Source organism: Xanthomonas sp. CFBP 8443 (genome assembly GCF_025666195.1).
Lineage (GTDB): Bacteria > Pseudomonadota > Gammaproteobacteria > Xanthomonadales > Xanthomonadaceae > Xanthomonas_A.
This window is the reverse complement of sequence record NZ_CP102592.1, coordinates 313,979-337,111: the sequence shown is the minus strand read 5'-3', so window position 1 is coordinate 337,111 and position 23,133 is coordinate 313,979. Positions and strand designations below refer to the sequence as shown.

12 protein-coding genes are annotated in these 23,133 nt (G+C 70.1%); 6 read left to right on the top strand and 6 right to left on the bottom strand.

Features of this window, described 5'->3' with window-relative positions:
* Positions 1 to 58: 58 nt before the first annotated feature.
* Together cydB and NUG20_RS01305 are read right to left on the bottom strand one after the other, a co-directional pair.
* Positions 59 to 1,075 (bottom strand): cytochrome d ubiquinol oxidase subunit II, encoded by a 1,017-nt coding sequence (gene cydB / locus NUG20_RS01310; protein ID WP_263396678.1) that lies wholly within the window; start codon positions 1,073 to 1,075, stop codon positions 59 to 61.
* The gene (locus tag NUG20_RS01305) at positions 1,075 to 2,475 is read right to left on the bottom strand and encodes a cytochrome ubiquinol oxidase subunit I (protein WP_263396677.1); all 1,401 of its coding nucleotides are present in this window, start codon (positions 2,473 to 2,475) and stop codon (positions 1,075 to 1,077) included. The genes cydB and NUG20_RS01305 overlap by 1 nt, the downstream gene beginning before the upstream one ends.
* 405 nt (positions 2,476 to 2,880) lie before the next feature.
* On the opposite strand from NUG20_RS01305, the gene NUG20_RS01300 reads away from it, so the two are divergent.
* The 5 genes from NUG20_RS01300 (at position 2,881) to NUG20_RS01280 (ending at position 8,664) form a co-directional block, all read left to right on the top strand.
* Entirely contained in the window at positions 2,881 to 5,262 is a 2,382-nt protein-coding gene (locus NUG20_RS01300; RefSeq protein WP_263396676.1) for a S9 family peptidase, read from the top strand.
* A 332-nt stretch (positions 5,263 to 5,594) separates the two neighbouring features.
* Positions 5,595 to 6,158: a hypothetical protein gene (locus NUG20_RS01295; protein WP_263396675.1), complete on the top strand. Its 564-nt coding sequence runs from the start codon at positions 5,595 to 5,597 to the stop codon at positions 6,156 to 6,158.
* 46 nt (positions 6,159 to 6,204) lie between these two features.
* Complete coding sequence (locus NUG20_RS01290; RefSeq protein ID WP_263396674.1) at positions 6,205 to 7,218, top strand: hypothetical protein; 1,014 nt, start codon at positions 6,205 to 6,207, stop codon at positions 7,216 to 7,218.
* 283 nt (positions 7,219 to 7,501) lie between these two features.
* Entirely contained in the window at positions 7,502 to 8,401 is a 900-nt protein-coding gene (gene hemF, locus NUG20_RS01285) for an oxygen-dependent coproporphyrinogen oxidase (protein WP_263396673.1), read from the top strand.
* On the top strand, positions 8,398 to 8,664 hold the full coding sequence (locus NUG20_RS01280) for a DUF2164 domain-containing protein (RefSeq protein WP_263396672.1): 267 nt from the start codon (positions 8,398 to 8,400) through the stop codon (positions 8,662 to 8,664). Before hemF ends, NUG20_RS01280 begins: the two co-directional genes overlap by 4 nt.
* Before the next feature lie 144 nt (positions 8,665 to 8,808).
* On the opposite strand, the gene NUG20_RS01275 is transcribed toward NUG20_RS01280, so the two are convergent.
* Both NUG20_RS01275 and polA read right to left on the bottom strand, forming a co-directional pair.
* On the bottom strand, positions 8,809 to 9,288 hold the full coding sequence (locus NUG20_RS01275) for a DUF421 domain-containing protein (protein ID WP_263396671.1): 480 nt from the start codon (positions 9,286 to 9,288) through the stop codon (positions 8,809 to 8,811).
* An 860-nt stretch (positions 9,289 to 10,148) separates the two neighbouring features.
* The gene (gene polA / locus NUG20_RS01270) at positions 10,149 to 12,917 is read right to left on the bottom strand and encodes a DNA polymerase I (RefSeq protein WP_263396670.1); all 2,769 of its coding nucleotides are present in this window, start codon (positions 12,915 to 12,917) and stop codon (positions 10,149 to 10,151) included.
* Positions 12,918 to 13,562: 645 nt separating this feature from the next.
* Between polA and NUG20_RS01265 the strand changes: the two genes are divergently transcribed.
* Complete coding sequence (locus tag NUG20_RS01265; RefSeq protein ID WP_263396669.1) at positions 13,563 to 13,850, top strand: DUF2782 domain-containing protein; 288 nt, start codon at positions 13,563 to 13,565, stop codon at positions 13,848 to 13,850.
* A 999-nt stretch (positions 13,851 to 14,849) separates the two neighbouring features.
* Here NUG20_RS01265 and tssA read toward each other — a convergent pair.
* Both tssA and NUG20_RS01255 read right to left on the bottom strand, forming a co-directional pair.
* Complete coding sequence (gene tssA, locus NUG20_RS01260; protein WP_263396668.1) at positions 14,850 to 15,896, bottom strand: type VI secretion system protein TssA; 1,047 nt, start codon at positions 15,894 to 15,896, stop codon at positions 14,850 to 14,852.
* Between the two features lie 79 nt (positions 15,897 to 15,975).
* Positions 15,976 to 23,130, bottom strand: a complete 7,155-nt coding sequence (locus NUG20_RS01255; RefSeq protein ID WP_263396667.1) for a two-partner secretion domain-containing protein — start codon at positions 23,128 to 23,130, stop codon at positions 15,976 to 15,978.
* Between the last annotated feature and the right edge of the window lie 3 nt (positions 23,131 to 23,133).

Genomic DNA, 23,133 nt, shown 5'->3' with positions numbered 1-23,133 from the left:
CGGATGCGCGCGGGCGCGGCCCCGCCCGTCGCCCGCCGCCGCCCCGCAACGCGCAGGCTCAGTGGTGGTAGCCGGTGTCGGCGGTGATCTTGCCGCGGAACACCCGGTACGACCAGGCCGTATAGCCCAGGATCACCGGCAGCAGCACCGCCAGCCCGACCAGCACGAAGCCCTGCGAGGACGGCGGCGACGCCGCTTCCCAGATGGTCAGCCCCGGCGGCACGATGTTCGGCCAGATGCCCAGCACCAGGCCGAAGAACCCGAGCACGAAGAAGCACAGGGTCAGCACGAACGGGCGCGCATCGCGGCCCTGCGCCATCGCCGCGCGCCACAGCGCGAACGCGTTGACCAGCACCAGCAGCGGGACCGGCGACAGCCACCAGAAATTGCCGTCGTGGAACCAGCGCGCCATGATCCGCGAGTCCAGGAACGGCAGCCACGCGCTGACCAGGCCCATGAACACCACCACCACCAGCACCAGCGGCCGGGTCAGCGAGCGCGCGATGCGCTGCATCGGCCCTTCGGTCTTGAGGATCAGCCAACTGCCGCCGAGCAGCGCGTAACCGAACACCACCGCCGCGCCGGTCAGGATCGAGAACGGGCTGAACCAGCCGAGCACGCCGCCCAGGTACTTGCCGCCCTGCAGCGGCATGCCCTCGACCAGCGCGCCGAGGATCACCCCCTGCCAGAACGCCGCGCACAGCGAGCCGGCGGCGAACGCCCAGCCCCACAGGTACTTGGAGCTGTGCGCCTTGAAGCGGAACTCGAAGGCCACGCCGCGGAACACCAGCGCGATCAGCATCATCAGCACCGGCAGGTACAGCGCCGACAGCACCACCGCATACGCCTTCGGGAACGCCGCCAGCAGCCCGGCACCGCCCAGCACCAGCCAGGTCTCGTTGCCGTCCCAGATCGGCGCGGCGGTGTTCATCATCAGGTCGAGCTGGTCCTCGTCCTCGGCGAACGGCGCCAGGATGCCCAGGCCGAGCACGAAGCCGTCCAGCAGCACGTACATCAGCACGCCAAAGCCGATCACCCCGAACCAGATGACCGGCAGCACGGTCGCCATGTCCATCAGCGCGCCTCCTCGATGTAGTCGTCGGCCGCCGAGATCGGCCGCGCGGGGGTCTTGTCGCCATCCTGCGTGTGCGGCTCCGGCTCGTGCGGCAGCGGTCCGCTGCGTAGCATCTTCAGGATGTACCAGCTGCCGAAGCCGAACACGAAGGCATACGCGGCCACGTACACGCTCAGCGACACCCACACCATCGCCGGGCTGACCGCGCTGACCGCATCGCGGGTGTGCAGCAGGCCGTAGACCACGTACGGCTGGCGCCCGATCTCGGTGACGAACCAGCCGGAGATCAGGGCGATGAAGCCGGCCGGCAGCATCGCGTTCCACGCCACGTGCAGCGCGCGCCGCCGCAGCAGCGTGCCGCGCCACCAGAAGAACAGCGACACGAACGCCAGCAGCAGCATCGCCATGCCCAGCCCGACCATGACCCGGAACGCGTAGAACACCGGCTTCACCGGCGGCCGCTCGTCCTTCGGCACCGTGGTCAGCGGCGCGATCTGTCCGTCCAGCGTATGGGTCAGGATCACGCTGCCCACGCGCGGGATCTTCACCTCGTAGTCGTTGCGCTCGGCCTCCTCGTTGGGCACCGCGAACAGCACCAGCGGCACGCCCGCGCCCGGCGCCTCGTTGTGCCAGTGCGCCTCCATCGCCGCCACCTTCATCGGCTGGTGCTTGAGCGTGTTCAGGCCATGCGCGTCGCCGGCGGCGATCTGCAGCGGCACCGCGATGGCGGCGAACGCCACCGCCAGCTTCAGCATGCGCCCGGCCGCGTCCAGATGCTCGCCGCGGCGCAGGTACCAGCCGCTGACCCCGCCGATCACGAAACAGGTGGTGATGAACGCGGCCAGCACCATGTGCGTGAGCCGGTAGGGGAACGACGGATTGAAGATCACCTCGCGCCAGCTGGCCGGCTGGAACACGCCATCGACGATCGCATAGCCGGCCGGCGTGTGCAGCCAGCTGTTGGCCGACAGGATCCAGAAGGTGGAGATCAGCGTGCCCAGCGCGACCAGGCAGGTGGACAGGAAGTGCAGCTTCTCCGGCACCTTGCGCCAGCCGAACAGCATCACCCCCAGGAACGAGGCCTCCAGGAAGAACGCGGTCAGCACCTCGTAGCTGAGCAGCGGACCGAGGATGTTGCCGGCGCGCTCGCTGAGCACCGACCAGTTGGTGCCGAACTGGAAACTCATCACGATGCCGCTGACCACGCCCATGCCGAACGACACGGCGAAGATCTTCAGCCAGAAGAAGTACAGGTCGCGCCACAGCGTGTCGCGCGTGCGCAGCCAGCGCCACTCCAGGAACGCCAGCCAGCTCGACAGGCCGATGGTGAAGGCCGGAAACAGCACGTGGAAACTGATGACGAATCCGAACTGGATGCGCGACAGCAGCAATGCGTCCATGGGCGTCGCCTGCAAAACAATAACCGACCCGTATTGTTAGCCCTGCCATGTGAAATTGCGTGTGACGGGTTGTCGCAGTGGCGTTCGGGACTCGGGACGGCAGGAAGCTGTCCCGGGGCAAATCGCTGTCAAGCGATTTGATGAAAGAAATGCCATCTTGAAAAAAACGGTCTTCCTGCCACCCCAACGCAGCGCTTTTCTGTAGGAGGCTCTTCAGCCCCGACGCCTTCCGGTAGAGCGTCGGGATCAAAGCCCCGCCTACAGAAAACAAAAAATGCAAAGCACTCGCGACGTCCACCGAGTCCCGAGTCCCCAGTCCCGAGTCCCGGCCCCATGACCAACGGCGCAGTCGCCGCCGCGCCGCGGCTGCTACCCTCGCCGCTTGCCCGTTCGTCCGGAATCCAGATGCGCCGCGTCCCCTTGTGCCTTGTGTTGCTGTCCCTGTCCTGCCTGGCGCCGCTGGCCGCCGCACAGGACACCGCCGCCCCGTTGACCATCGAGCAGGCGATGGCCGATCCGGACTGGATCGGGCCGCCGGTCGAGGATGCCTGGTGGGGGTGGGACGGGCGCCAGGTGCAGTACCAGCTCAAGCGCGCCGGCAGCCCGGTGCGCGACACCTACCGCCAAGGCGTTGACGGCAGCGCCGCGCAGCGCGTGGAGGACACCCAGCGCAGCACGCTGGATGCGGCCAATCCGGTCTACGACAGGGGCCGCCAGCGCATGCTGTTCGTGCGCAACGGCGACGTGTTCCTGCGCGACCTGCGCAGCGGCGCGCTGACCCAGCTGACCCGCAGCAACGAGGCTGCCTCGCGTCCGCAGTTCACCACCGACGGCGGCGCGCTGTGGCGGGTCGGCAACGACTGGTACCGCTGGAGCGCCGGCGGCGGCACGCAGCAAGCCGCGGTGCTCAAGGCCGAACGCGATCCCGACGCCGCGCCCAAGCCCGATGCGCTGCGCGAGCAGCAACTGCGCACCTTGGAAACCCTGGCCCGCGACCGCGCGCAGCGCGATCTGGCGCGGCAGCAGGAGCAGGCCTGGCGCCGCGCCGACGGCAGCCGCGCGCCGGCGCCGGTGTATCTGGGCGAGGACGTGGCCATCGACGACAGCGCGCTGTCGCCGGACGGCCGCCACCTGCTGGTGGTGACCCATGCCAAAGGCGCCGACGAAGGCCGCGACGGCAAGATGCCCAAGTACGTCACCGAATCGGGCTACGAGGAATTCCAGGAGACCCGCACCCGCGTCGGCCGCAACCTGCCGCTGGCGCAGACGCTGTGGCTGGTCGACGTGGCCGCCGGCAGCGCGCGCAAGCTCGGCGTCGACGCCCTGCCCGGGATCGACGCCGATCCGCTGGCGGCGCTGCGCAAGGCCGCCAAGCAGGAGCCGCTCAAGGGTCCGCGCGCGATCCGCGTGGAGACCGACGGCGACGGCGCCGGTCCGGCGATCCACTGGAGCGACGACGGCCGCAATGCCGCGGTGATGCTGCGCGCGGTCGACAACAAGGACCGCTGGATCGCCAGCGTCGACCTGGACAAGGCCACGCTGCAGAACCGCCACCGTCTCACCGATGCGGCCTGGATCGGCTGGAGCTTCAACGAGTTCGGCTGGCTGCCGGACAACCAGACGCTGTGGCTGCTGTCCGAGCAGTCCGGCTACGCGCACCTGTACACCCAGCGCGGCAACGACAAGCCGCGGCAGCGCACCTCCGGCAAGTGGGAAGTCTCCGCGCCGGTCGCCACTGCCGATGGCCAGGGCTTCCTGTTCCTGTGCAACCGCAAGTGGCCGGGCGACTACGAGGTATGCAAGCTCGACCTGCGCGAGGACCGCGTCAGCGAGCTGACCGCGCTCGACGGGGTGGAGGACTTCGCGTTGTCGCCGGACGGCCAGCAGCTGCTGGTGCGCTATTCGGGCAGCTACCTGCCGCCGCAGCTGGCGGTGCTGCCAGTGGCCGGCGGCAGCGCGCGCACCCTCACCGACACGCGCAGCGCCGCGTTCAAGGCGCGCGACTGGATCCAGCCGCAGTACGTGCAGGTGCCGTCCAAGCACGGCGCCGGCACGGTCTGGGGCAAGTACTACGGCCCGCAGCATCCCGAGCCCGGCAAGCGCTACCCGATCGTGATGTTCGTGCACGGTGCCGGCTACCTGCAGAACGTGTCGGCGCGCTACACCCCGTACTTCCGCGAGCAGATGTTCCACAACCTGCTGGTGCAGAAGGGCTACGTGGTGCTCGACCTGGACTACCGCGCCAGCGCCGGCTACGGCCGCGACTGGCGCACCGCGATCTACCGCAACATGGGCCACCCGGAGCTGGAGGACTACCTGGACGGCCTGGACTGGCTGGTCGCCGACAAGCAGGGCGACCGCGACCGCGCCGGCATCTATGGCGGCTCCTACGGCGGCTTCATGACCTACATGGCGCTGTTCCGCAGCCCCGGCACGTTCAAGGCCGGCGCCGCGCTGCGCCCGGTCGGCGACTGGAGCCAGTACAACCACGAATACACCGCCAACATCCTCAACACCCCGGAACTCGATCCGCAGGCCTACCGCACCTCCTCGCCGATCGAATACGCCGCAGGCCTGCGCGACCACCTGCTGATCGCCCACGGCATGATCGACGACAACGTGTTCTTCCGCGATTCGGTGAGCATGAGCCAGAAGCTGATCGAACTGCACAAGGACAACTGGGAGATCGCCCCGTACCCGCTGGAACGGCATGGCTTCACCCGCGCCGACTCGTGGCTGGACGAATACAAGCGGATCCTGAAGTTGTTCGAGCAGCAGTTGAAGTAGGTTTCTTGCGCGAGCGTGCCGTTCCTGCCACGGCAGGAACGGCTGCGGCAGCGGCTGCGGCAGCGGCAACACGGCAATGGCCTTCCTGGCGACGCACGCCGCCGGGAATGAAGCCCTCCCGCAGCAGCGCCGCGAGCCACCTGTAGGAGCGGCTTCAGCCGCGACAAACGAAGCGGCATGCTTCCCGGCGTAGGCCATCGCCGGGAGCCGATGGCCAACAAACAGAACGATGGCCCAGCAGCACCCCACCGGCTTGCGTCGCCGGCCGCGCCCTCTATCCTTGCCGGACGCTACGCGGCACCCACTGCCGCCTCCCACCGAAGGACCGCCGCATGTCGCCCCCGCCCCTGCCCGTTGCGCGCAACCCGATGATCGACTCGATGGCGAAGGTCTCGCTGCTGGTCGGCGTGCTGTGGTTGCTCTACGCGCTGGCGCAGGCGCTGCTGGTGACGGTGCTGCCGGACGGCGCGATCGCGCAGATGCTGCTGCTGATCGAGCTGCGGCTGCCGCCGCTGCTGCAATGGTGCACGGACCACCTGCTGGCCTTGTCGTGGCTGTCGGCCGCGTTGGCGCTGGCGTTCTGCGCCACGTCGTGGTCGCTGCTGCGCCGGCGCGAGTGGGCGCGGGTGGCGTTCGTCGCCTTCCTGCTGCTCACCGCGCTGGCCAACTTCGTCAGCCTGCCGCTGCTGTGGGAGGTGTTCGATGCGTTGCAGGCGTGGCTGCCGCACGGCGCCCAGTACGGCGCCGATGCGTCGGAGCTGCACGCCGAGCTGCGCAGCGGGCGCATCGCCGGCATGTTCAGTGCGGTGCTGACCTGCCTGGTCTTCGCCGCGCTGCACGGATGGATCGTCTACCTGCTGTACCGGCCGGCGGTCCGCGCCGAATTCCGCACCTGATCTCACTCCCCCGCCGGCATCGCGCCGGCTCCGAAAAGGATTTCCGATGACAGCGTATCGCCCCAGCCGCCGCTTCCTGGCCGGCACCACCTTGTTCGCGCTGGCCTGGCTGGGCATCGCCGCCTGCGCCGACGCCGCGCCCGCCGCGCCGCTGTGCGGCCTGTACATGGACGATGCGCAGAACGCGCTGTACCTGGAAAGCGCCGACAGCGCACGGCTGGAACCGGAGCAGGACACGCCGCGGCGGTTCCATCTGCAGCGCCAGGGCGACGATCTGCAGCTGTTCGACCTGGACAGCGGCCGCAGCGAGCGTTACGCGCTGTCGGCGGATGCGGCGCAGGTCCGTGCGCCGGACGGCACCGTCTATCGGCGCGGCAGCACGGCGCCCTGCCAGGCGCCGACGCAGGCGGCGACAGCCACAGCGGCCATCGCGCAGTGCCGCGCGGACCTGCCGGCCTGCGCGCAGCGGCTGGCGCAAGGCGGGCACGCGCAGGCCGCGGCGCTTTGCGGGCCGCAGCTGCCGTTCGCCTGCCACGCGCTGCTCGATCCCGCACCGGCTGCGGCCGCGGCGCCCGCCCAGGCCAGCACTGCCTTGCAACCCGAAGCCGTATGCCAGCGCAGCGCCTCCCCGCGCGTCTGCACCGCGGCGGCGGAGCGGCTGTGGGACGCCGGCCAGTTCCTGCGGGCGAAGGCGCTGCTGGAACAGGCCTGCGCCCTGTCCGATCCGGTCGCCTGCGGCCGCACCACCGCGTTGGAAGAGGTGGACGCGGCGCTGCTGCAGTCGCCGCCGGCGACGCGGCTGCCGTGCGGCCGCTTCATCGCCCCCATCGGCAACGCGATCAGCCTGCAGTTCGGCGCCGACGGCCGCGTGCGTAGCGGCGATGGCGAGGCGCTGGACGCGCGCCTGGACGACGGCCAGGTCGTGCTGCGCCAGCGCGACGGACAGCAATGGCGGTTGCGTCCGCTCGGGGCGAACCACCTGCTCGGGCTGGATCGCGCGCACCGCTTCGTGGTGCTCTTCGGCGACGAGACCGGCCGCTGCGGCGCCGCGGAGCGGTAACCGCGCAATCCAGCCGCCACAGCTGCCATGGCGCTACTGCGCCCGCTGCACTGCCTGGCATCGCTTCCTTCTCCCTACGGGACCATGGCCAAAGGTGCGCGAGGGGCGGATGAGGGGGCGGACGAAGCACCACGGCAACCTGGGGCGCGTGCCCGGCGGCAATCCCGGTCGCGTTAACAGGGGCCTGGCACGGCCACGCAATAATGTGGCGTGCCCTTGCCGCCTCGCCCAGCCAGATGGCTGGCTAGCACCTCTTCCCCACTGCCCGACTGCCATACCGCCCATGACCGAGTTCGACCGAGTACGCGACTACCTGACCGGCCTGCAGGACCGCATCTGCGCCGCCATCGAGGCCGCCGACGGCCGCGCCCGCTTCGCCGAGGACCTGTGGCAGCGGGCGGAAGGCGGCGGCGGGCGCACCCGCATCCTGCGCGACGGCGCGGTGTTCGAGCAGGCCGGGATCGGCTTCTCCGACGTGTCCGGCACGCGCCTGCCGCCCTCGGCCAGCGCCAACCGTCCGGAGCTGGCCGGCGCCTCGTGGCGCGCCACCGGCGTGTCGCTGGTGTTCCACCCGCACAGCCCGTACCTGCCCACCACCCACGCCAACGTGCGCTTCTTCCGCGCCGAGCGCGACGGCCAGACCGTGGCCTGGTGGTTCGGCGGCGGCTTCGACCTGACCCCGTATTACCCGTTCGACGAGGACGTGCGCCACTGGCACCGCACTGCGCAGGCGCTGTGCGCGCCGTTCGGCGCAGACCGCTACGCGGCGCACAAGCGCTGGTGCGACGAATACTTCTTCCTCAAGCACCGCAACGAGACCCGCGGCGTCGGCGGGCTGTTCTTCGACGACCTGCATGGCGACTTCGAACGCGACTTCGCCTACCAGCGCGCGGTCGGCGACGGCTTCCTGGACGCCTACCTGCCGATCGTCGAGCGCCGCCGCGCCCTGCCGTGGGGCGAACGCGAGCGCGAGTTCCAGCTGTACCGGCGCGGGCGCTACGTCGAGTTCAACCTGGTCTACGACCGCGGCACCCTGTTCGGCCTGCAGAGCGGCGGGCGCAGCGAGAGCATCCTGATGAGCCTGCCGCCGCGGGTGCGCTGGGAATACGGCTTCCAGCCCGAGCTAGGCAGCGCCGAGGCGCGCCTGGCCGACTACCTGGTGCCGCGCGAGTGGCTGGCATGAGCGCGACGCTGCCATCGCGCGTGCTGGGGCGCGAGGAGAAGGCGCAGATCGCCGAGCAGCTGCAGCGCTATCTGCGCGACGAGCTGCAGCAGGAGATCGGCGCCTTCGAGGCCGAATTCCTGCTCGATTTCGTCGCCGAACGCATCGGCGCGCATTTCTACAACCGCGGCTTGCAGGACGCGCGCACCGCGTTGGCCGCCCAGCTGGACGCGCTGGACGACGCGCTCTACCAGCTCGAGCAACCGACCGAGCCGCGTCGCTAACCCGACCCTATTCGACCACCATTCTGCCGGCGCGCGCTCTTGTAGGAGCGGCTTCAGCCGCGACCGGGGCGTTACCGGGAAAGCCCGGTCGCGGCTGAAGCCGCTCCTACAGGGGGCTGCCAACTGCTTAAAGCGCCGAGCCGCTCAATCGCCCTTGCCGGCGACGATGGTGATGTGGCCGTTGGTCTCCAGCAGCGCCAGCCTGACCTCGTCCAGCTGCAGGCAGCCCTGCTGGCGCATCGCCGCCTCGAAGTCGGCGTTGCTGACCAGTTCGCGGCGCAGCACCTGGCGGAACACATGCCCGTCGCGCGCCAGCACCACCGGCTCGCCTTCGATCAGCCGCTCGGCGCGCGCACTGCGCGAGGTGAGCAGGCCGACCCCGAAGTTCAGGGAGATCAGCGTCGCCGCCAGCAGCAGGCCGCCGCCGAGCGAGGTGTCCTGGCCGAGCAGCGCGTTCTGCACCGCATTGCCGAGCAGCACGATCAGCAGCATGTCGAACGGTGTCAGCTGCCCCATCGCGCGCTTGCCCGACACCCGCACCATCGTCAGCACCGCCACGTACACCACCACTGCGCGGAAGATGAATTCCCACCACGGCATCGACAGACGGAAAAGATCGGGCATCGCACGCTCGCAGGTGAGGTTGGGCCGCGACCTGATGCCGGCCTGCGCCGGCGGCTGTGGCGGCGCAGTGGATTGGCGCTGGAACTTTCTTGCAGGCAATAAAAAGCCCCGCGGACCAGGGGGAGGTCGGCGGGGCCAGGGAACGGAGACTTGGGGAGGAGTCGCCGTTCCTAGATCTGCTCCAGGGGATGGGAGGAGATCCGCGACAGGTATTGCGCCTGTCGAGGGATATAAAAACACTTTCTACCTTGCTAGTTCGTGAAGATTTTAGTTAAAAATTTGTCGGATTAAGGACCGATTCATTCGCGAAATTCAGTGCAACGCAAGGTTCCAAAAACAACTGTGTTTTATAGGCCGGATTCATGCACAGGAACGTCACGGCAGCGCCCGCGCGATGCGCCATGGATCCCGGAATCGCGCGTTGTCGCCAATCTGGCGCATCCATGCTCCAGCATCCCTGTGCCGAGATCCGCGCGCGATGAACGAAGAAGATTCGGACGTAATCATCGCCGGGATGCTTCTACATTCCACCCGGCACCTTTTTCGGCATCGCACGCAGTCCGGATGAAGGCATTCAGGCGCCGCGCGTTCGATTCAGCCACACGCGCACTCGATCGGCTCGCGCGCCAGCGCCGTGCCCAGATACGGCACCGCATAGGTGGTGCCTGGGTCTTGCTCAAGCGCTGCAGGTCGACGTCGGTGCCGCACATCAGCTGGCCGGCGTAGGCGCTGCCCTGTTGCTTGCCGCCGTCCAGCGAGACCGCGGCTTCGCTCCCGCCCCGCCCCGCCCCGCCCCGCCCCGCCTACGACTCGCCGAGTCCCGAGTCCCGAGTCCCGAGTCCCGAGTCCCGAGAAAAAGCCTAATGCGCCTCGTCCCAGTTGTCGCCGACCCCGCTGTCCACCACCAGCGGCACCTTCAGCTCGGCGGCACCGGCCATCAGCCGGGTCACTTCGGGCAAGAGCGTCTCGACGAAGTCGGCGTCGGCCTCGAACACCAGTTCGTCGTGCACCTGCAGGATCATCAGCGCGCGGTCGCGGTGCCGCTCCAGCCAGGCGTCCACGCTGACCATGGCGCGCTTGATGATGTCCGCGGCGGTGCCCTGCATCGGCGCGTTGATCGCCGCGCGCTCGGCGCCGGCGCGCATGCCCTGCTGCTTGGCGTTGATGTCGTTCAGGTACAGCCGGCGGCCGAACAGGGTCTCCACGTAGCCCTGGGTGCGGGCCTGCTCGCGCATGCGCTCCATGAAGTCGCGCACGCCCGGGTAGCGGCTGAAGTACAGCGCCACGTAGTCCTGCGCTTCGCCGCGGCCGATGCCCAGGTTGCGGGCCAGGCCGAACGCGCTCATGCCGTACATCAGGCCGAAGTTGATCGCCTTGGCGGCGCGGCGCTCGTTCGGCGTGACCTCCTCCAGCTTGCGCCCGAACACCTCGGCGGCGGTGGCGCGGTGCACGTCCACGCCGGCGCCGAAGGCGCGCAGCAGGCCCGCGTCCTCGGACAGGTGGGCCATGATCCGCAGTTCGATCTGCGAGTAGTCGCAGGCGATCAGCTTGCGCCCGGGCGGGGCGACGAAGGCGCGGCGGATGCGGCGGCCGTCCTCGGTGCGGATCGGGATGTTCTGCAGGTTCGGATCGGCCGAGGACAGCCGCCCGGTGGCGGCGCCGGCCTGGTGGTAGCTGGTGTGCACGCGGCCGGTGTCGAGATTGATCATCTCCGGCAGCTTGTCGGTATAGGTGCTGCGCAGCTTGGCCAGCCCGCGGTATTCCAGGATCACCCGCGGCAGCTCGTGCTCGGCGGCGATCGCCTCCAGCGCCTCTTCGTTGGTGCTGGGCTGGCCTTTGGGGGTCTTCAGCAGCGCCGGCAGCTTCAGTTCGTCGAACAGCACCGCCTGCAGCTGCTTGGGGGAATCCAGGTTGAAGGTGCGCCCGGCCAGCGCGGTGGCCTTCTGCTGCGCGGCCAGCATGCGCTGGCTCAGGTCCTGGCTCTGCTTGCGCAGTTCGGCCATGTCCACGCTGACGCCGTTGGCCTCGATCCGCGCCAGCACCGGCACCAGCGGCATCTCGATCTCGCGGTAGACCCTGGCCAGCGCCGGCTCGGCGTCCAGCTGCGCGGACAGCGCGCGGTGCAGGCGCAGGGTGATGTCGGCGTCCTCGGCGGCGTAGCCGGTGGCGTCGTCGATGGCGACCTGCGAGAACGCGATCTGCTTGGCGCCCTTGCCGGCCACGTCCTCGTACTTGACCGTCTCGTAGCCCAGGTAGCGCCGCGCCAGCGAGTCCATGTCGTGGCGGCTGGCGGTGGAATTGAGCACGAAGCTCTCCAGCATGGTGTCGTCGGCGTAGCCGCGCACGTCGATGCCGTGGCGGCGCAGCACGTGCAGGTCGTACTTGCCGTGCTGGCCGACCTTGGCCTTGGCCGGGTTTTCCAGCAACGGCTTCAGCGCGGCCAACGCCAGCTGCCGGTCCAGCTGCACCGGCGCGCCGGGGTAGTCGTGGCCCAGCGGCAGGTAGTCGGCACGGCCCGGCTCGATCGCGAAGCTGAGCCCGACCAGGTTGGCGCGCATCGCGTCCAGCGCGTCGGTCTCGGTGTCGAAGGCGAAGCGGTCGGCCACGCGCAGGCGCTCGAGCAGGTGCTCGAACTGCGCCGGGGTCATGACCGCGGTGTAATCGCCCTTGGCCGCCAGCGCCGGATCCAGGGTGTCGTCGATGGGCGCGGCGGCGCGGGCGTAGCCGGCGGCGGTGCCGCGCAGGCTGGGCGCGCCCTCGGCGGCGCCGGCCGGGGCGGCCACGCCGCCGTCCAGATCGCGCAGCGCCTGGGTGAAGCCGTAGCGCTGGTACAGGCCGCGCAGCAGGTCCGGCTCCTGCTCGCGCAGGACCAGCGTGCGCGGGCCGCCGGGCAGGGCCACGTCGGTCTTGATCGTGACCAGTTCGCGGTTCAGCGGCAGCCGCGCCAGCGCCGCGCGCAGGTTCTCGCCGATCTTGCCCTTGATCGCGTCGGCGTTGGCCATCACCCCGTCCAGCGACCCGTACTCGGCCAGCCACTTGGCCGCGGTCTTGGGCCCGCACTTGTCCACGCCCGGCACGTTGTCGATGGCGTCGCCCATCAGCGCCAGCAGGTCCACGATCTGGCTCGGCCACACGCCGAACTTCTCCATCACCGCCGCGTCGGAGTCCATGCGGCTGCCGCTCATGGTGTTGACCAGCTGCACGCCCGGGCGCACCAGCTGGGCGAAGTCCTTGTCGCCGGTGGAGATGGTCACGTCCAGGCCGTCGCCGGCGCCCTGCAGGGCCAGCGTGCCGATCACGTCGTCGGCCTCCACCCCGCCCTCGCGCAGGATGGTGATGCCCAGCGCGTGCACGATCTGGCACATCGGCTCGACCTGCGCGCGCAGGTCGTCGGGCATCGGCGGGCGGTTGGCCTTGTACTGCGGGTACAGATCGTCACGGAAGGTCTTGCCCGGCGCGTCGACCACGAAGGCGACGTATTCCGGGCGCTCCTTCAGCGTGGCGCGCAGCATGTTGACCACGCCGAACAGCGCGCCGGTGGGCTCGCCGGCAGGATTGGTCAGCGGAGGGAGCGCGTGGAACGCGCGATACAGGTAACTGGACCCGTCGATCAGGACTAATCGGCTCATCGGGCAATTCTACGCTGGGTGGGGTTGGGGCTCGGGCCGGGACTCGGGACTCGGGACTCGGAAAAGCATCGGGCCGCCTGGGCCGTTGTCAGGTAAAGGAAGGCCGGCGCATGCCTTTGCCCCTCTCCCCCTCGGGAGAGGGGTTGGGGTGAGGGTCCGGCGCGAAGCGGCTCGCTGATCTGGGTGCACGAGGCTTCGCCCGTACCCTCATCCGCCCCTGCGGGGCACCTTCTCCCGAGGGGAGAAGGGGAGCAACACCCCTCTCCCGCCGGGAGAGGGGTTGGGGTGAGGGTTCGGCGCGAAAGCGTCTCGTGGAGTTGGGTGCACGAGGCTGCGCCCTACCCTCATCCGCCCCTGCGGGGCACCTTCTCCCGAGGGGAGAAGGGGGAGCAACCTAGCCCCTCTCCCGCCGGGAGAGGGGTTGGGGTGAGGGTCCGGCGCGAAAGCGTCTCGTGGAGTTGGGCGGATGAGGCTGCGCCCTACCCTCATCCGCCCCTGCGGGGCACCTTCTCCCGCAGGGAGAAGGGAACAGCGCGCGTGCCTTGGCCCTCTCCCACCGCCGGGTGCGTCCAGCCCTTCGCGCGCCGAATCCGGCCGCGCGGCGCATAATCGGCGGCGACGACTTAGGCTGTGGAGAATGCTGCGATGAAAGCCCTGATGCTGGTTCCGTTGTTGCTGCTGGCGGGCTGCGCCTCGACCGGCATCGGTCCGGACGGTGCGCCGGTCGACGTGCGCGGTGCGGACGTGACCCAGCGCAAACTGGACAACGGCGACACCGTGGACGAGTACCGGGTCTCCGGCCAGCTGCGCATGGTCAAGGTGACCCCGGCCAACGCTCCGGCCTACTACCTGTACGACCAGAACGGCGACGGGCACATGGACGGCAACAAGGACAACGTGTCGCCGGTGTACTGGAAGTTGTACAGCTGGTAAGACCAGATCGGGATACTCGATCCAGCGCCGGCCACGCACCGCTGCCGGCGACGCCAGGTGGCCTCGCCACCACCGCGAAACGGGGCCTGCCGGGCTTTCGGATACTCCGCGCGTCCGGGCTGAAGCCCCTCCTGCAATGCACCCGACAAGTCGGCCGCTCCCTGCCAGGAGCGGTTTCAACTGCGACGAGCGAAGTAGTCCAGCGATCCGGCTTGGAAGCAGTCGGGACTGAAGTCCCTCCCACAGTGCACCCGGCCGGCTCATCGCAAGCTCTTGTAGGAGCCCCTCCTAAATCCGACAAGCCGGCCGCTCCCTGCCAGGAGCGGTTTCAACCGCGACGAGCGAAGTAGTCCAGCGATCCGGCTTGGAAGCAGTCGGGACTGCAGTCCCTCCCACAGTGCACCCGGCCGGCTCGTCGCAAGCTCTTGTAGGAGCCCTCCTAAATCCGACGAGTCGGCTGCTCCCTGTAGGAGTGGTTTCGACCGCGACGAGCGAAGTAGTCCAGCGATCCGGCTTGGAAGCAGTCGGGACTGAAGTCCCTCCCACAGTGCACCCGGCCGGCTCGTCGCAAGCTCTTGTAGGAGCCCTCCTAAATCCGACAAGCCGGTCGCTCCCTGTAGGAGCGGTTCCAACTGCGACGAGCGAAGTAGTCCAGCGATCCGGCTTCGGAAGCAGTCGGGACTGAAGTCCCTCCCACAGTGCACCCGACCGGCTCGTCGCAAGCTCTTGGAGCCCCTCCTAAATCCGACAAGCCGGCCGCTCCCTGTAGGAGCGGTTTCAACCGTGACGAGCGAGTTAGCCCGGCTATCCGGCTTCGGAAGCAGTCGGGACTGAAGTCCCTCCCACAGTGCACCCGGCCCGCTCGCCGCAAGACCTTGTGGGAGCGACTTCAGTCGCGACGCGAGGAGCCTGAAACGCCCCGGCTTCGGCAGTGCCGGGCCGAAGCTCCCTCCGGCGGACAAACTGACACCGCTCTGGCAGCGGGCGGTGCGCGCCGGCTCAGGCGTCCTCGTCGCGGACGCCGGCCACGTGCTGCAGTTCGCTGACCCCGCCCGGGGCCAGTTCCTTCAGCAGGTCCAGGAAGTTGCGCCCGACCAGGCGCTGCGCGCGGCGCAGCAGCAGCGGCACCGGGCTGGAGGGTTCGTGGCTGGCGTAGTACGCGCAGATCTCGTCGAGACGGCGCATCACGTCGTCGGGGCTGGCGATGCGGGCGTTGCCACCGCCGCCGGCCGGCGCCGCGGCGCCACCCTCGGCCTGTCCGACATCCGCATCGCCCTCGCCCTCGGCGCTGCCGCCGGTGCGCGCGGTCCACTGCGGCAGCAGGAAGCGCTCCAGGTCGCGCAGGTCGCCGAGCAGCGGCTTGAAGTCCGGTGCGGCGCTGCCGATGCGCTCGGCGAACAGCGCGTCCACCTCGCGCGCCGACTGCAGCGCGCGCTGCACCGCGGCCACGGTCTCGCCCAGCGCGTCCACCGGGCAGTCCAGGCAGCAGGCTTCGATCTCGGTCAGCGAGGGCACGCTGTCGGCGGCGTTGGCCGGTTTCACGCTGCCGTTGGCCACGCGCAGGTCGCGCAGGCTGAAGCGGCCCAGCCGCGGCGACTGCACGAACGCGGTGGCGCGCAGCGCGCCGAGCAGGCCCAGCGGATCGACCAGCGCGACCACGGCGTTGACCCGCGCGGTCGGGTCGTCGTCGTCCTCGGCGTCCAGCTGCGGGTGCACGCTGTCCCAGCGCTGCGCCAGCAGCGCATGCAGCAGGGCCAGGCCGTCGGCCCAGCCGGGCAGGCCGCGCAGGCGCAGCCAGGCCGCGCTCAGGTGGATCGCCACGCGCAGGTCGTGGCTGCGGCGGAACAGCGCCAACGCCAGCGTCTGCACCTTGTCCCAATCCGGTTCCTCGGCAGCGATCACGCTGTCGCCGACCGCGCGCTCGGCCTTGTTCGCCGCGGCGCGGTCCAGCGCCAGGAAGTCCGGGTCGTATTCCAGGTCCGGGCCGGACGCGGCGTCCTCGGCGATCGGTGCCAGCAGCGCGTCCAGGCTGTGTTCGGTGGTCATGCGCAATCACTCCGGGTCGGGGTCGGCCGGCGTGGCGATGGCGCACGCCGGCGGGGAAACGGGACGGCGTGCGGTGCGCTCACTCGTGCGCGCACTGCGCATCCGGGTCGTCCGCATCGCACGCCGGCTGCTGGTCGGCCGGCAGGCGCAGGCCCGGCTTGACCAGGCCGAACGCGCGGTAGCTGGCGTTGGCCGCGCTCAGGTCGACGTAGGCGATGGTGCGGTTGCTCGAACTCTGCGCGCGGCTGGCGAACACCGAGGTCGGCACGTTGATGCCCGATTCGCCGTCCACGCCGAGCAGGCTGCCGTCGGCGGCGAGCGCGTAGAAGTACGCCGGCGGCAGGCCGACCGCCGCCACGGTCTGGTTGCGCACGCCGAGCACGTAGATCGGATTGGCGGCGGTGCCGATGCGGCCGCTGGCCGAGAACGTGCCGGCGCCGTCGTAGAGCCAGGTGGTGTCGGTCTGCAGCAGGTCGCCGAGCACCGCCAGGTACAGCGCCGCGGTGCCGGCATTGACGGTGTAGGCGCTGCCGTTGAGCGAGGACAGGGTCAGGCTCTGGCCGTTGCTCAGGCTGAAGCCGCCGGGCGAGGCGAAATCGCCCAGGGTGCCGATGCGGTTGTCGATCGCCGCCCCGGCGGCGCCCAGCCGGGTGCTGCCGCCGACGCTGCCGCTCAGCGTGTCGGCGCTGAGGCGGCCGGCGCTGCCTTCGGTCAGGTTCCCGCCGGCCTGCAGCCAGGCGCTCTGGGCGCCGACGGTGCCGTCGATCGCCAGGTCGCCGACGGCGTCCAGGCGCAGCGCGCCGGCGACCGCGACCGGACCGGTCACGCGCAGGTCGCCGAGCGTGCGCAGGCTCAGCTGGGTCGCGCCGAACTCGCCGAGCGCGGCGATCGCGTTGCCGCCGGTCAGGGTGGTGGCGCCGCCGGAACGGCCGCTCAGCGCTGCGGCGCGCAGCGTGCCGGCGCTCTGCGCGATCGCGCCGCCGCTGCGCAGCTGCAGCGCGCCACCGCTGGTCACGTCGTGGCCCAGGCCCAGGTCGCCACCGGCGCTCAAGCCGATGCTGCTGCCGCTCAGCGTGCCGGCCGTGCGCAGCGCGCCGGCCGCGCTCAGCGCCAGCGTGCCGCCGGCCTGCGCCGCCACGGTCAGATCGTTGCGATCGGCGATGGCGATGTCGCCGCCGCGCGCCTGCACCAGGCCCTGGAAGTCGTTGCCGGCATCGGTCAGCGCGATCGCACCGCTGCCGGCATCGAGCGTGGTGGCGCCGGCGACGGTCAGCGCACCGCGCTGGCCGATGTCGCCGCCGCTCGCCGCGGGCGTGGCGGCGCTGGCGGTGGCGATGGTGGACGTAGTGCCGCCGGCAGCGTCGCTGCGCGCGACGAGGTCGCCGCCGATGCTGCCCTGGCCCAGCGACAAGGCGCCGTTGCTGGTCGCGGTCAAACCGGCGACGGCCACATCGCCCAGGGTCAGCGCGTTGCGGTCGCGCACGCTGGTCGCGCCGCCGCTGAGGTTCACTTCGCCAGCGAAGTCGTTGCCGGCATCGTCCAGCGTGATCGCGGCAGCGCCGCTGTCGATCGTGCTGCTGCCGCCCACCTGCAGCGCGCCGCGCTGGGTCAGCGTGTTGCCACCGCTGTCGGCGACCAGGGCGCCGGCGATGCTGCCGTCGCCCACGTTCAGCGCGCCGTGGCTGGCGACGTCCAGCGAGGCCAGCGCCAGCGTACCCAGCGCCAACGCATTGGCGTCGCGGATGCGGGCGGCGCCGCCGACGAGCGACAGCGTGTCCTGGAAGTCGTTGCCGTCGTGGTCCAGCGCGATCGCGCCGTTGCCGGTGTCGATCGCGGCAGCGCCGGTCACCGTCAGCGCGCCCTGCTGGCGCAGCGCGCCATTGCTGGTGAGCTGCAGCGTGGCGACGTTGGAGGTGCCCAGGCTTAGTGCGTCGACGCTGCGGATGCGGGTGTCGCCGCCGTTGAGCTGCAGCGTGCCGGCGAACCGGTTGGCCTGGTCGAGGGTGATCGCGCCGCTGCCAGCGGTCACGATGGCGTCGCCGTCCACGCGCAGCGCGCCGCTCTGGCCGATCGCGGCGTTGCCGCTGTCGGCCTGCAATGTGCCGCGCACCTGGCCCTGACCCAGGCCGAGGGCGCCGCCGCTGGTGACCGCCAGGCTGTCGACCGACAGGGTGCCCAGGCGCAGCGCACCGCTGTCGCGCAGTTGCGTGGCGCCGCCGGTGAGATCCACCGTGCCGCCGAAATGGTTGCCGGCGCCGGTCAACGCGATCGCGCCGCTGCCGGTGTTCACGGTGGTGGCGCCGTCGACCGTCAGCGCAGCGGTGGCCGCCTGGTCGAGCGCGGCGTTCACGGTGGTGATCTGCAGGTCGCCGCTGGCGGCGACATCGTCGGTGAGGAGCAGGGCGTTGCCGCTGCCCAACGTGACGTCATGCCCGCTCAGCGCGCCGCCCAGGCGCAGCGTGCCGGTGCGCGCGACCAGGCTCAGGTCGCCGCTGCCGGTGGCGATCGCGGCGGCCGGCAGGAACAGCGAGCCGTCGGCGACCAGCGCGACGCGGCCATCGTTGCCGTTGTGCAGCGCGGCGACCTCCAGGTCGTTGCGGTCGGCAAGCGCGATGCCGTTGCCGGTCAGGTCGACCGCGCCGACGAAGTCGTTGCCGTTGGTGGTCAGGGCGATCGATCCGGCGCCGGCATCGAGGTCGCTGGTCCCGGTGACGGTGAGTCCGTTGCTGGCCGACTGGGTGATGGCGCCGCCGTTGCTGGTCGCGGTCAAGGCGCCGGTTACCGTGCCGCGGCCCAGGTTCAAGGCGCCATTGCTGGCGGCGGTGAGGTTGCCGGTGGCCAGGTTGCCCAGCAGCAGAGCGTTGCTGTCGGCGATCGTGGTGATGCCGCCGGTCAGGTCGACCGCCTGGCCGAAGTCGTTGCCGGTGGTGGTCAGGGTGATCGACCCGGTGCCGGCATTGAAGTCGCTGGTCCCGGTGACAGTGAGTCCGGTGGTGGTCGACTGGGTGATCGGACCGCCGCTGCTGGTCGCGGTCAAGGTGCCAGTCACCGTGCCGCGGCCCAGGTTCAAGGCGCCATTGCTGGCGGCGGTGAGGTTGCCGGTAGCCAGGCCACCCAGGAGCAGTGCGTTGCTGTCGGCGATCGTGGTGCTGCCGCCGGTCAGGTCGACCGCATCGCCGAAGTCGTTGCCGGTGGTGGTCAGGGTGATCGAGCCGGTGCCGGCATTGAAGTCGCTGGTGCCGGTGACGGTGAGTCCGTTGGTGGCCGACTGGGTGATCGGACCGCCGTTGCTGGTCGCGGTCAAGGCGCCGGTTACCGTGCCGCGGCCCAGGTTCAACGCGCCATTGCTGGCGGCGGTGAGGTTGCCGGTGGCCAGGTTGCCCAGCAGCAGTGCGTTGCTGTCGGCGATCGCGGTGCTGCCGCCGGTCAGGCCGACCGCCTGGCCGAAGTCGTTGCCGTTGGTGGTCAGGGTGATCGACCCGGTGCCGGCATTGAAGTCGCTGGTCCCGGTGACGGTGAGCCGGGTGGTGGTCGACTGGGTAATAGCGCCGCCGCTGCTGGTCGCGGTCAAGGTGCCGGTCACCGTGCCGCTGCCCAGGTTCAACGCGCCATTGCTGGCGGCGGTGAGGTTGCCGGTAGCCAGGCCACCCAGCAGCAGTGCGTTGCTGTCGGCAATCGTGGTGCTGCCGCCGGTGAGGTCGACCGCGCCGCCGAAGTCGTTGCCGGTGGTGGTCAGGGTGATCGAGCCGGTGCCGGCATTGAAGTCGCTGGTGCCGGTGACGGTGAGTCCGTTGGTGGCCGACTGGGTGATCGGACCGCCGCCGCTGGTCGCGGTCAAGGTGCCGGTCACCGTGCCGCTGCCCAGGTTCAACGCCCCATTGCTGGAGGCGTCGAGGTTGCCGGTGGCCAGTGTGCCCAGGAGCAGTGCATTGCTGTCGGCGATGGTCACTACACCGCCGGCCAGACTCACCATGCCCTGGAAGTCGTTGCCGGTACCGCCCAGGCCGATCGCGTTGCCGCGCGCCTGGATGCTGCTGGTGCCGTCCACGCGCAGCGCGCCGTTCTGCGTGATGGCGCCGTTGGCGTCGACGATCAGGTTGCCGCCGAGGGTGCTGGCGGCCAGCGTCAGTGCCCCGCCGTTGGTGAGCGTCGCGTTGCCGCCGGTCAGGCCGACGCTGCCCTGGAAGGCGTTGGCCTGGTCCAGGGTGATGGCGCCGTTGCCGGCGACGAAGTCGGCGTTGCCGCTCACCGTCAACGCCGCGGTCTGCTCGATCGCGCCGCCGTTGCTGGCCGCGTCCAGCGTGCCGGTCACCGTGCCGCCGCCCAGGTTCAGGACGCCGTTGCTGGTGGCGGTGAGGTTGCCGGTGGCCAGATTGCCCAGGGTCAGTGCGTTGCGGTCGGCGATTGTCGTGTCGGCACCGGTCAGGCGTACCACGCCCTGGAAGTCGTTGGCCTGGCCCAAATCGATGGCACCGCTGCCGGCATTGATGTCGGCATTGCCGGTCACCGTCAATGCGGCGGTCTGACCGATCACGCCGCCGTTGCTGGTCGCGTTCAACGTGCCGGTCACCGTGCCGCTGCCGAGGTTCAACGCACCATTGCTGGTCGCGGTGAGATTGCCGGTAGCCAGCGTGCCGAAGGTCAGTGCGCCGCTATCGGTGATCTGGGTGGTGCCGCCGGTCAGGCTCACCGCCTGCCCGAAGTGGTTGCCGGCGCCGGTCAAGGCGATCGCACCGCTGCCGGCGTTGATGCCGCTGGTGCCGGAGACAGTGAGTGCGCCGGCGCTCTGTGCGATCGCACTGTCGACGGTGGTCAGCGCCAGCGTGCCGGTCGCGGTGACGTCGTGCGCCAGGGTGATGCCGTCGTCGCCGCTCAGGCTCACGTCGGCGCCGGACAGCGCCGCGGTCGTGGCCAGCACGTTGCCGCTGTGCAGGTTCAGATTGGCATTGCCGGTATCGATCGCGCTGCCCGGCAGCGTCAGTGTGCCACCCGCATACAGGGACAACGCGCTGTTGTTGCCCAGGGTCAGCGCGGCGATAGTCAAGGCGTTGGCGTCGGCCAGGGCGATGCCGCTGCCGGTCAGCGACACGGCGCCGCCGAAATCGTTGCCCGCTTGCTGCAACGTGATCGCGCCGCTGCCGGCGTCGAGGGTGCTAGTACCGGTGATCGTCAGCGGGTCGCTCGCGGATCGAGTGATCGCGCCGCCATTGCTGATCGCGGCCAAGGTACCGGTCACCGTGCCGCTGCCGAGGTTGAGTGCACCGTTACTGGTCGCGGTGAAATTGCCGGTGGCCAGCGTGCCCAGCGTCAGCGCGCCGCTGTCGGTGATCTGGGTGGTGCCGCCGGTCAGGCTGACCGCCTGGCCGAAATGGTTGCCCGCGCCGGTCAGGGTGATTGCGCCGCTACCGGCGTCGACGTGGCTGGTACCCGTGACGGCGAGCGCACCGGCGCTCTGCGTGATCGCGCTGTCGACGGCGGTCAGCATCAGCGGGCCGGTGGCGGTGACGTCGTGCGCCAGGGTGATACCGTCGTCGCCGCTCAGGCTCACGTTGGTGCCGGACAGCGCTGCGGCCGTGGTCAGGACGTTACCGCTGTGCAAGCTCAGGTTGGCATTGCCGGTATCGATCGCGCTGGACGGCAGCGTCAGTGTGCCGGCTGCGTTCAACGACAGCGCGCTGTTGTTGCCCAGGATCAGCGCGGCGATGGTCAGGGCGTTGCTGTCGGTCAAGGCGACACCGCTGCCGGTCAGCGACACCGCGCCGCCGAAATCGTTAGCTGTCTGTTGCAGAGTGATCGCGCCAATGCCGGCATCGAGGTTGCTGGTACCGGTCACCGTCAGCGGACCGCTTGCGGATTGGGTGATCGCGCCGCCGTTGCTGGTCGCGGCCAGGGTGCCGGTCACGGTGCCGCTGCCGAGGTTCAAGGCGCCGGTGCTGGTCGCGGTGAGGTTGCCGGTGGCCAGCGTGCCCAGCGTCAGCGCGCCGCTGTCGGCGATCGTGGTGTTGCCGCTGCTCAGGCCGACCGCCTGCCCGAAGTCGTTGCCGGCGTTGTCCAGGGTGAGCGCATGGCTGCCCAGCGAGAAGCTGCTGCTGCCGCCCACGGTCAGCGCACCGGACTGCGTCAGGTCGATGGCGTTGGACAGGCTCAGGTTGCCGTCCACGCTCAGGCTGGCGAGGGCGGCGATGTGGTTGCTGCCGCTGAAGCTGGCGTCGCCGCCGATGCTGCCGCCCAAGGTGCCAGCCGTGTAGATGCCGCTCTGCTGCACGCTGCGGTCGGTGCTGATGTTGATCGCGCCGCTACCCACGTCGATGCTGCCGCTGCCGCCGATGCCGGTCTGGCCGCCGCCGTTGGCGACCAGCGACACGCTGCCGTCGCTGCCGCTGTTGAGGGCGGCGGCGGTGATGGTGCCGCTGTTGTTGATCAACTGGTCGAACAGGCCTTGCGCGGCGCGCGCCTGCAGCGTCACGATGCCGCCGGGCGCGCTGAGGACGTTGCTGTTTTCCACCGCCACGCTGTCCAGCTGCAGTTGCAAGGCCTTGTCGACGACGACGCCGAAGCCGCCGCTTTCGAAGGTGAGGGTGACCTTGTCGGCGCCGACCAGGTTGATGTTGCCGGCGGTGGCGTTGATGGTGCCGCTGTTGACCACCTTGCCGCCGATCAGGTCGACCGCGCCGGCGGCGGCGTTGATGGTGCCGCTGTTGGACATCAGCGCGACCATGTTGCCGCCGGCGTCTAGCACGTCGTTGCCGATCATGAAGTTGGAGGCGGTGGTGCCCAGGGTGCTGGCCACCAGTCCGCCGACGTTGAACTGCGCGGTGCTGCCGAAGATGATCCCGTTGGGGTTGATCAGGAACACCTGGCCGTTGGCGTTGACGTTGCCGAAGATCTGCGTGGGATTGCCGCCCTGTACCAGGTTGAGCACCGCGGCGCTGGTGGACGGCTGGTTGAATGTCACCGTTGCCACCGAGCCGATGTCGAACGCGGACCAGTTCAACGCCATCCGGCTGGAGGTCTGGTCGATGGTTAGGGTCGCGCCGCTGGCCGGATTGATGGTGCCGGTGCCGCCGGCGATGCTGCCGCCGGTTGGTAACTGGGTGGCGGCCACCTGCGCCGCCGCGTTGCCGGGTGCCACGGCACCGAGCGCGACCGCCAAGGCCAGCGCGAGCGGCGAATGGCGCAACGCGCAGCGGCGTGCGGCACGGGTGGCGATCGAAGCGGGGGCGATGGCGGACATGGA

Excerpts from the sequence above, each read along its gene's own strand:
- NUG20_RS01280 (WP_263396672.1), top strand. The coding sequence starts at position 8,398 with ATGAGCGCGACGCTGCCATCGCGCGTGCTGGGGCGCGAGGAGAAGGCG.
- NUG20_RS01255 (WP_263396667.1), bottom strand. The coding sequence starts at position 23,130 with ATGTCCGCCATCGCCCCCGCTTCGATCGCCACCCGTGCCGCACGCCGC.
- polA (WP_263396670.1), bottom strand. The coding sequence starts at position 12,917 with ATGAGCCGATTAGTCCTGATCGACGGGTCCAGTTACCTGTATCGCGCG.
- NUG20_RS01305 (WP_263396677.1), bottom strand. The coding sequence starts at position 2,475 with ATGGACGCATTGCTGCTGTCGCGCATCCAGTTCGGATTCGTCATCAGT.
- hemF (WP_263396673.1), top strand. The coding sequence starts at position 7,502 with ATGACCGAGTTCGACCGAGTACGCGACTACCTGACCGGCCTGCAGGAC.
- NUG20_RS01265 (WP_263396669.1), top strand. The coding sequence starts at position 13,563 with ATGAAAGCCCTGATGCTGGTTCCGTTGTTGCTGCTGGCGGGCTGCGCC.
- NUG20_RS01300 (WP_263396676.1), top strand. The coding sequence starts at position 2,881 with ATGCGCCGCGTCCCCTTGTGCCTTGTGTTGCTGTCCCTGTCCTGCCTG.
- tssA (WP_263396668.1), bottom strand. The coding sequence starts at position 15,896 with ATGACCACCGAACACAGCCTGGACGCGCTGCTGGCACCGATCGCCGAG.
- NUG20_RS01290 (WP_263396674.1), top strand. The coding sequence starts at position 6,205 with ATGACAGCGTATCGCCCCAGCCGCCGCTTCCTGGCCGGCACCACCTTG.
- NUG20_RS01295 (WP_263396675.1), top strand. The coding sequence starts at position 5,595 with ATGTCGCCCCCGCCCCTGCCCGTTGCGCGCAACCCGATGATCGACTCG.
- NUG20_RS01275 (WP_263396671.1), bottom strand. The coding sequence starts at position 9,288 with ATGCCCGATCTTTTCCGTCTGTCGATGCCGTGGTGGGAATTCATCTTC.
- cydB (WP_263396678.1), bottom strand. The coding sequence starts at position 1,075 with ATGGACATGGCGACCGTGCTGCCGGTCATCTGGTTCGGGGTGATCGGC.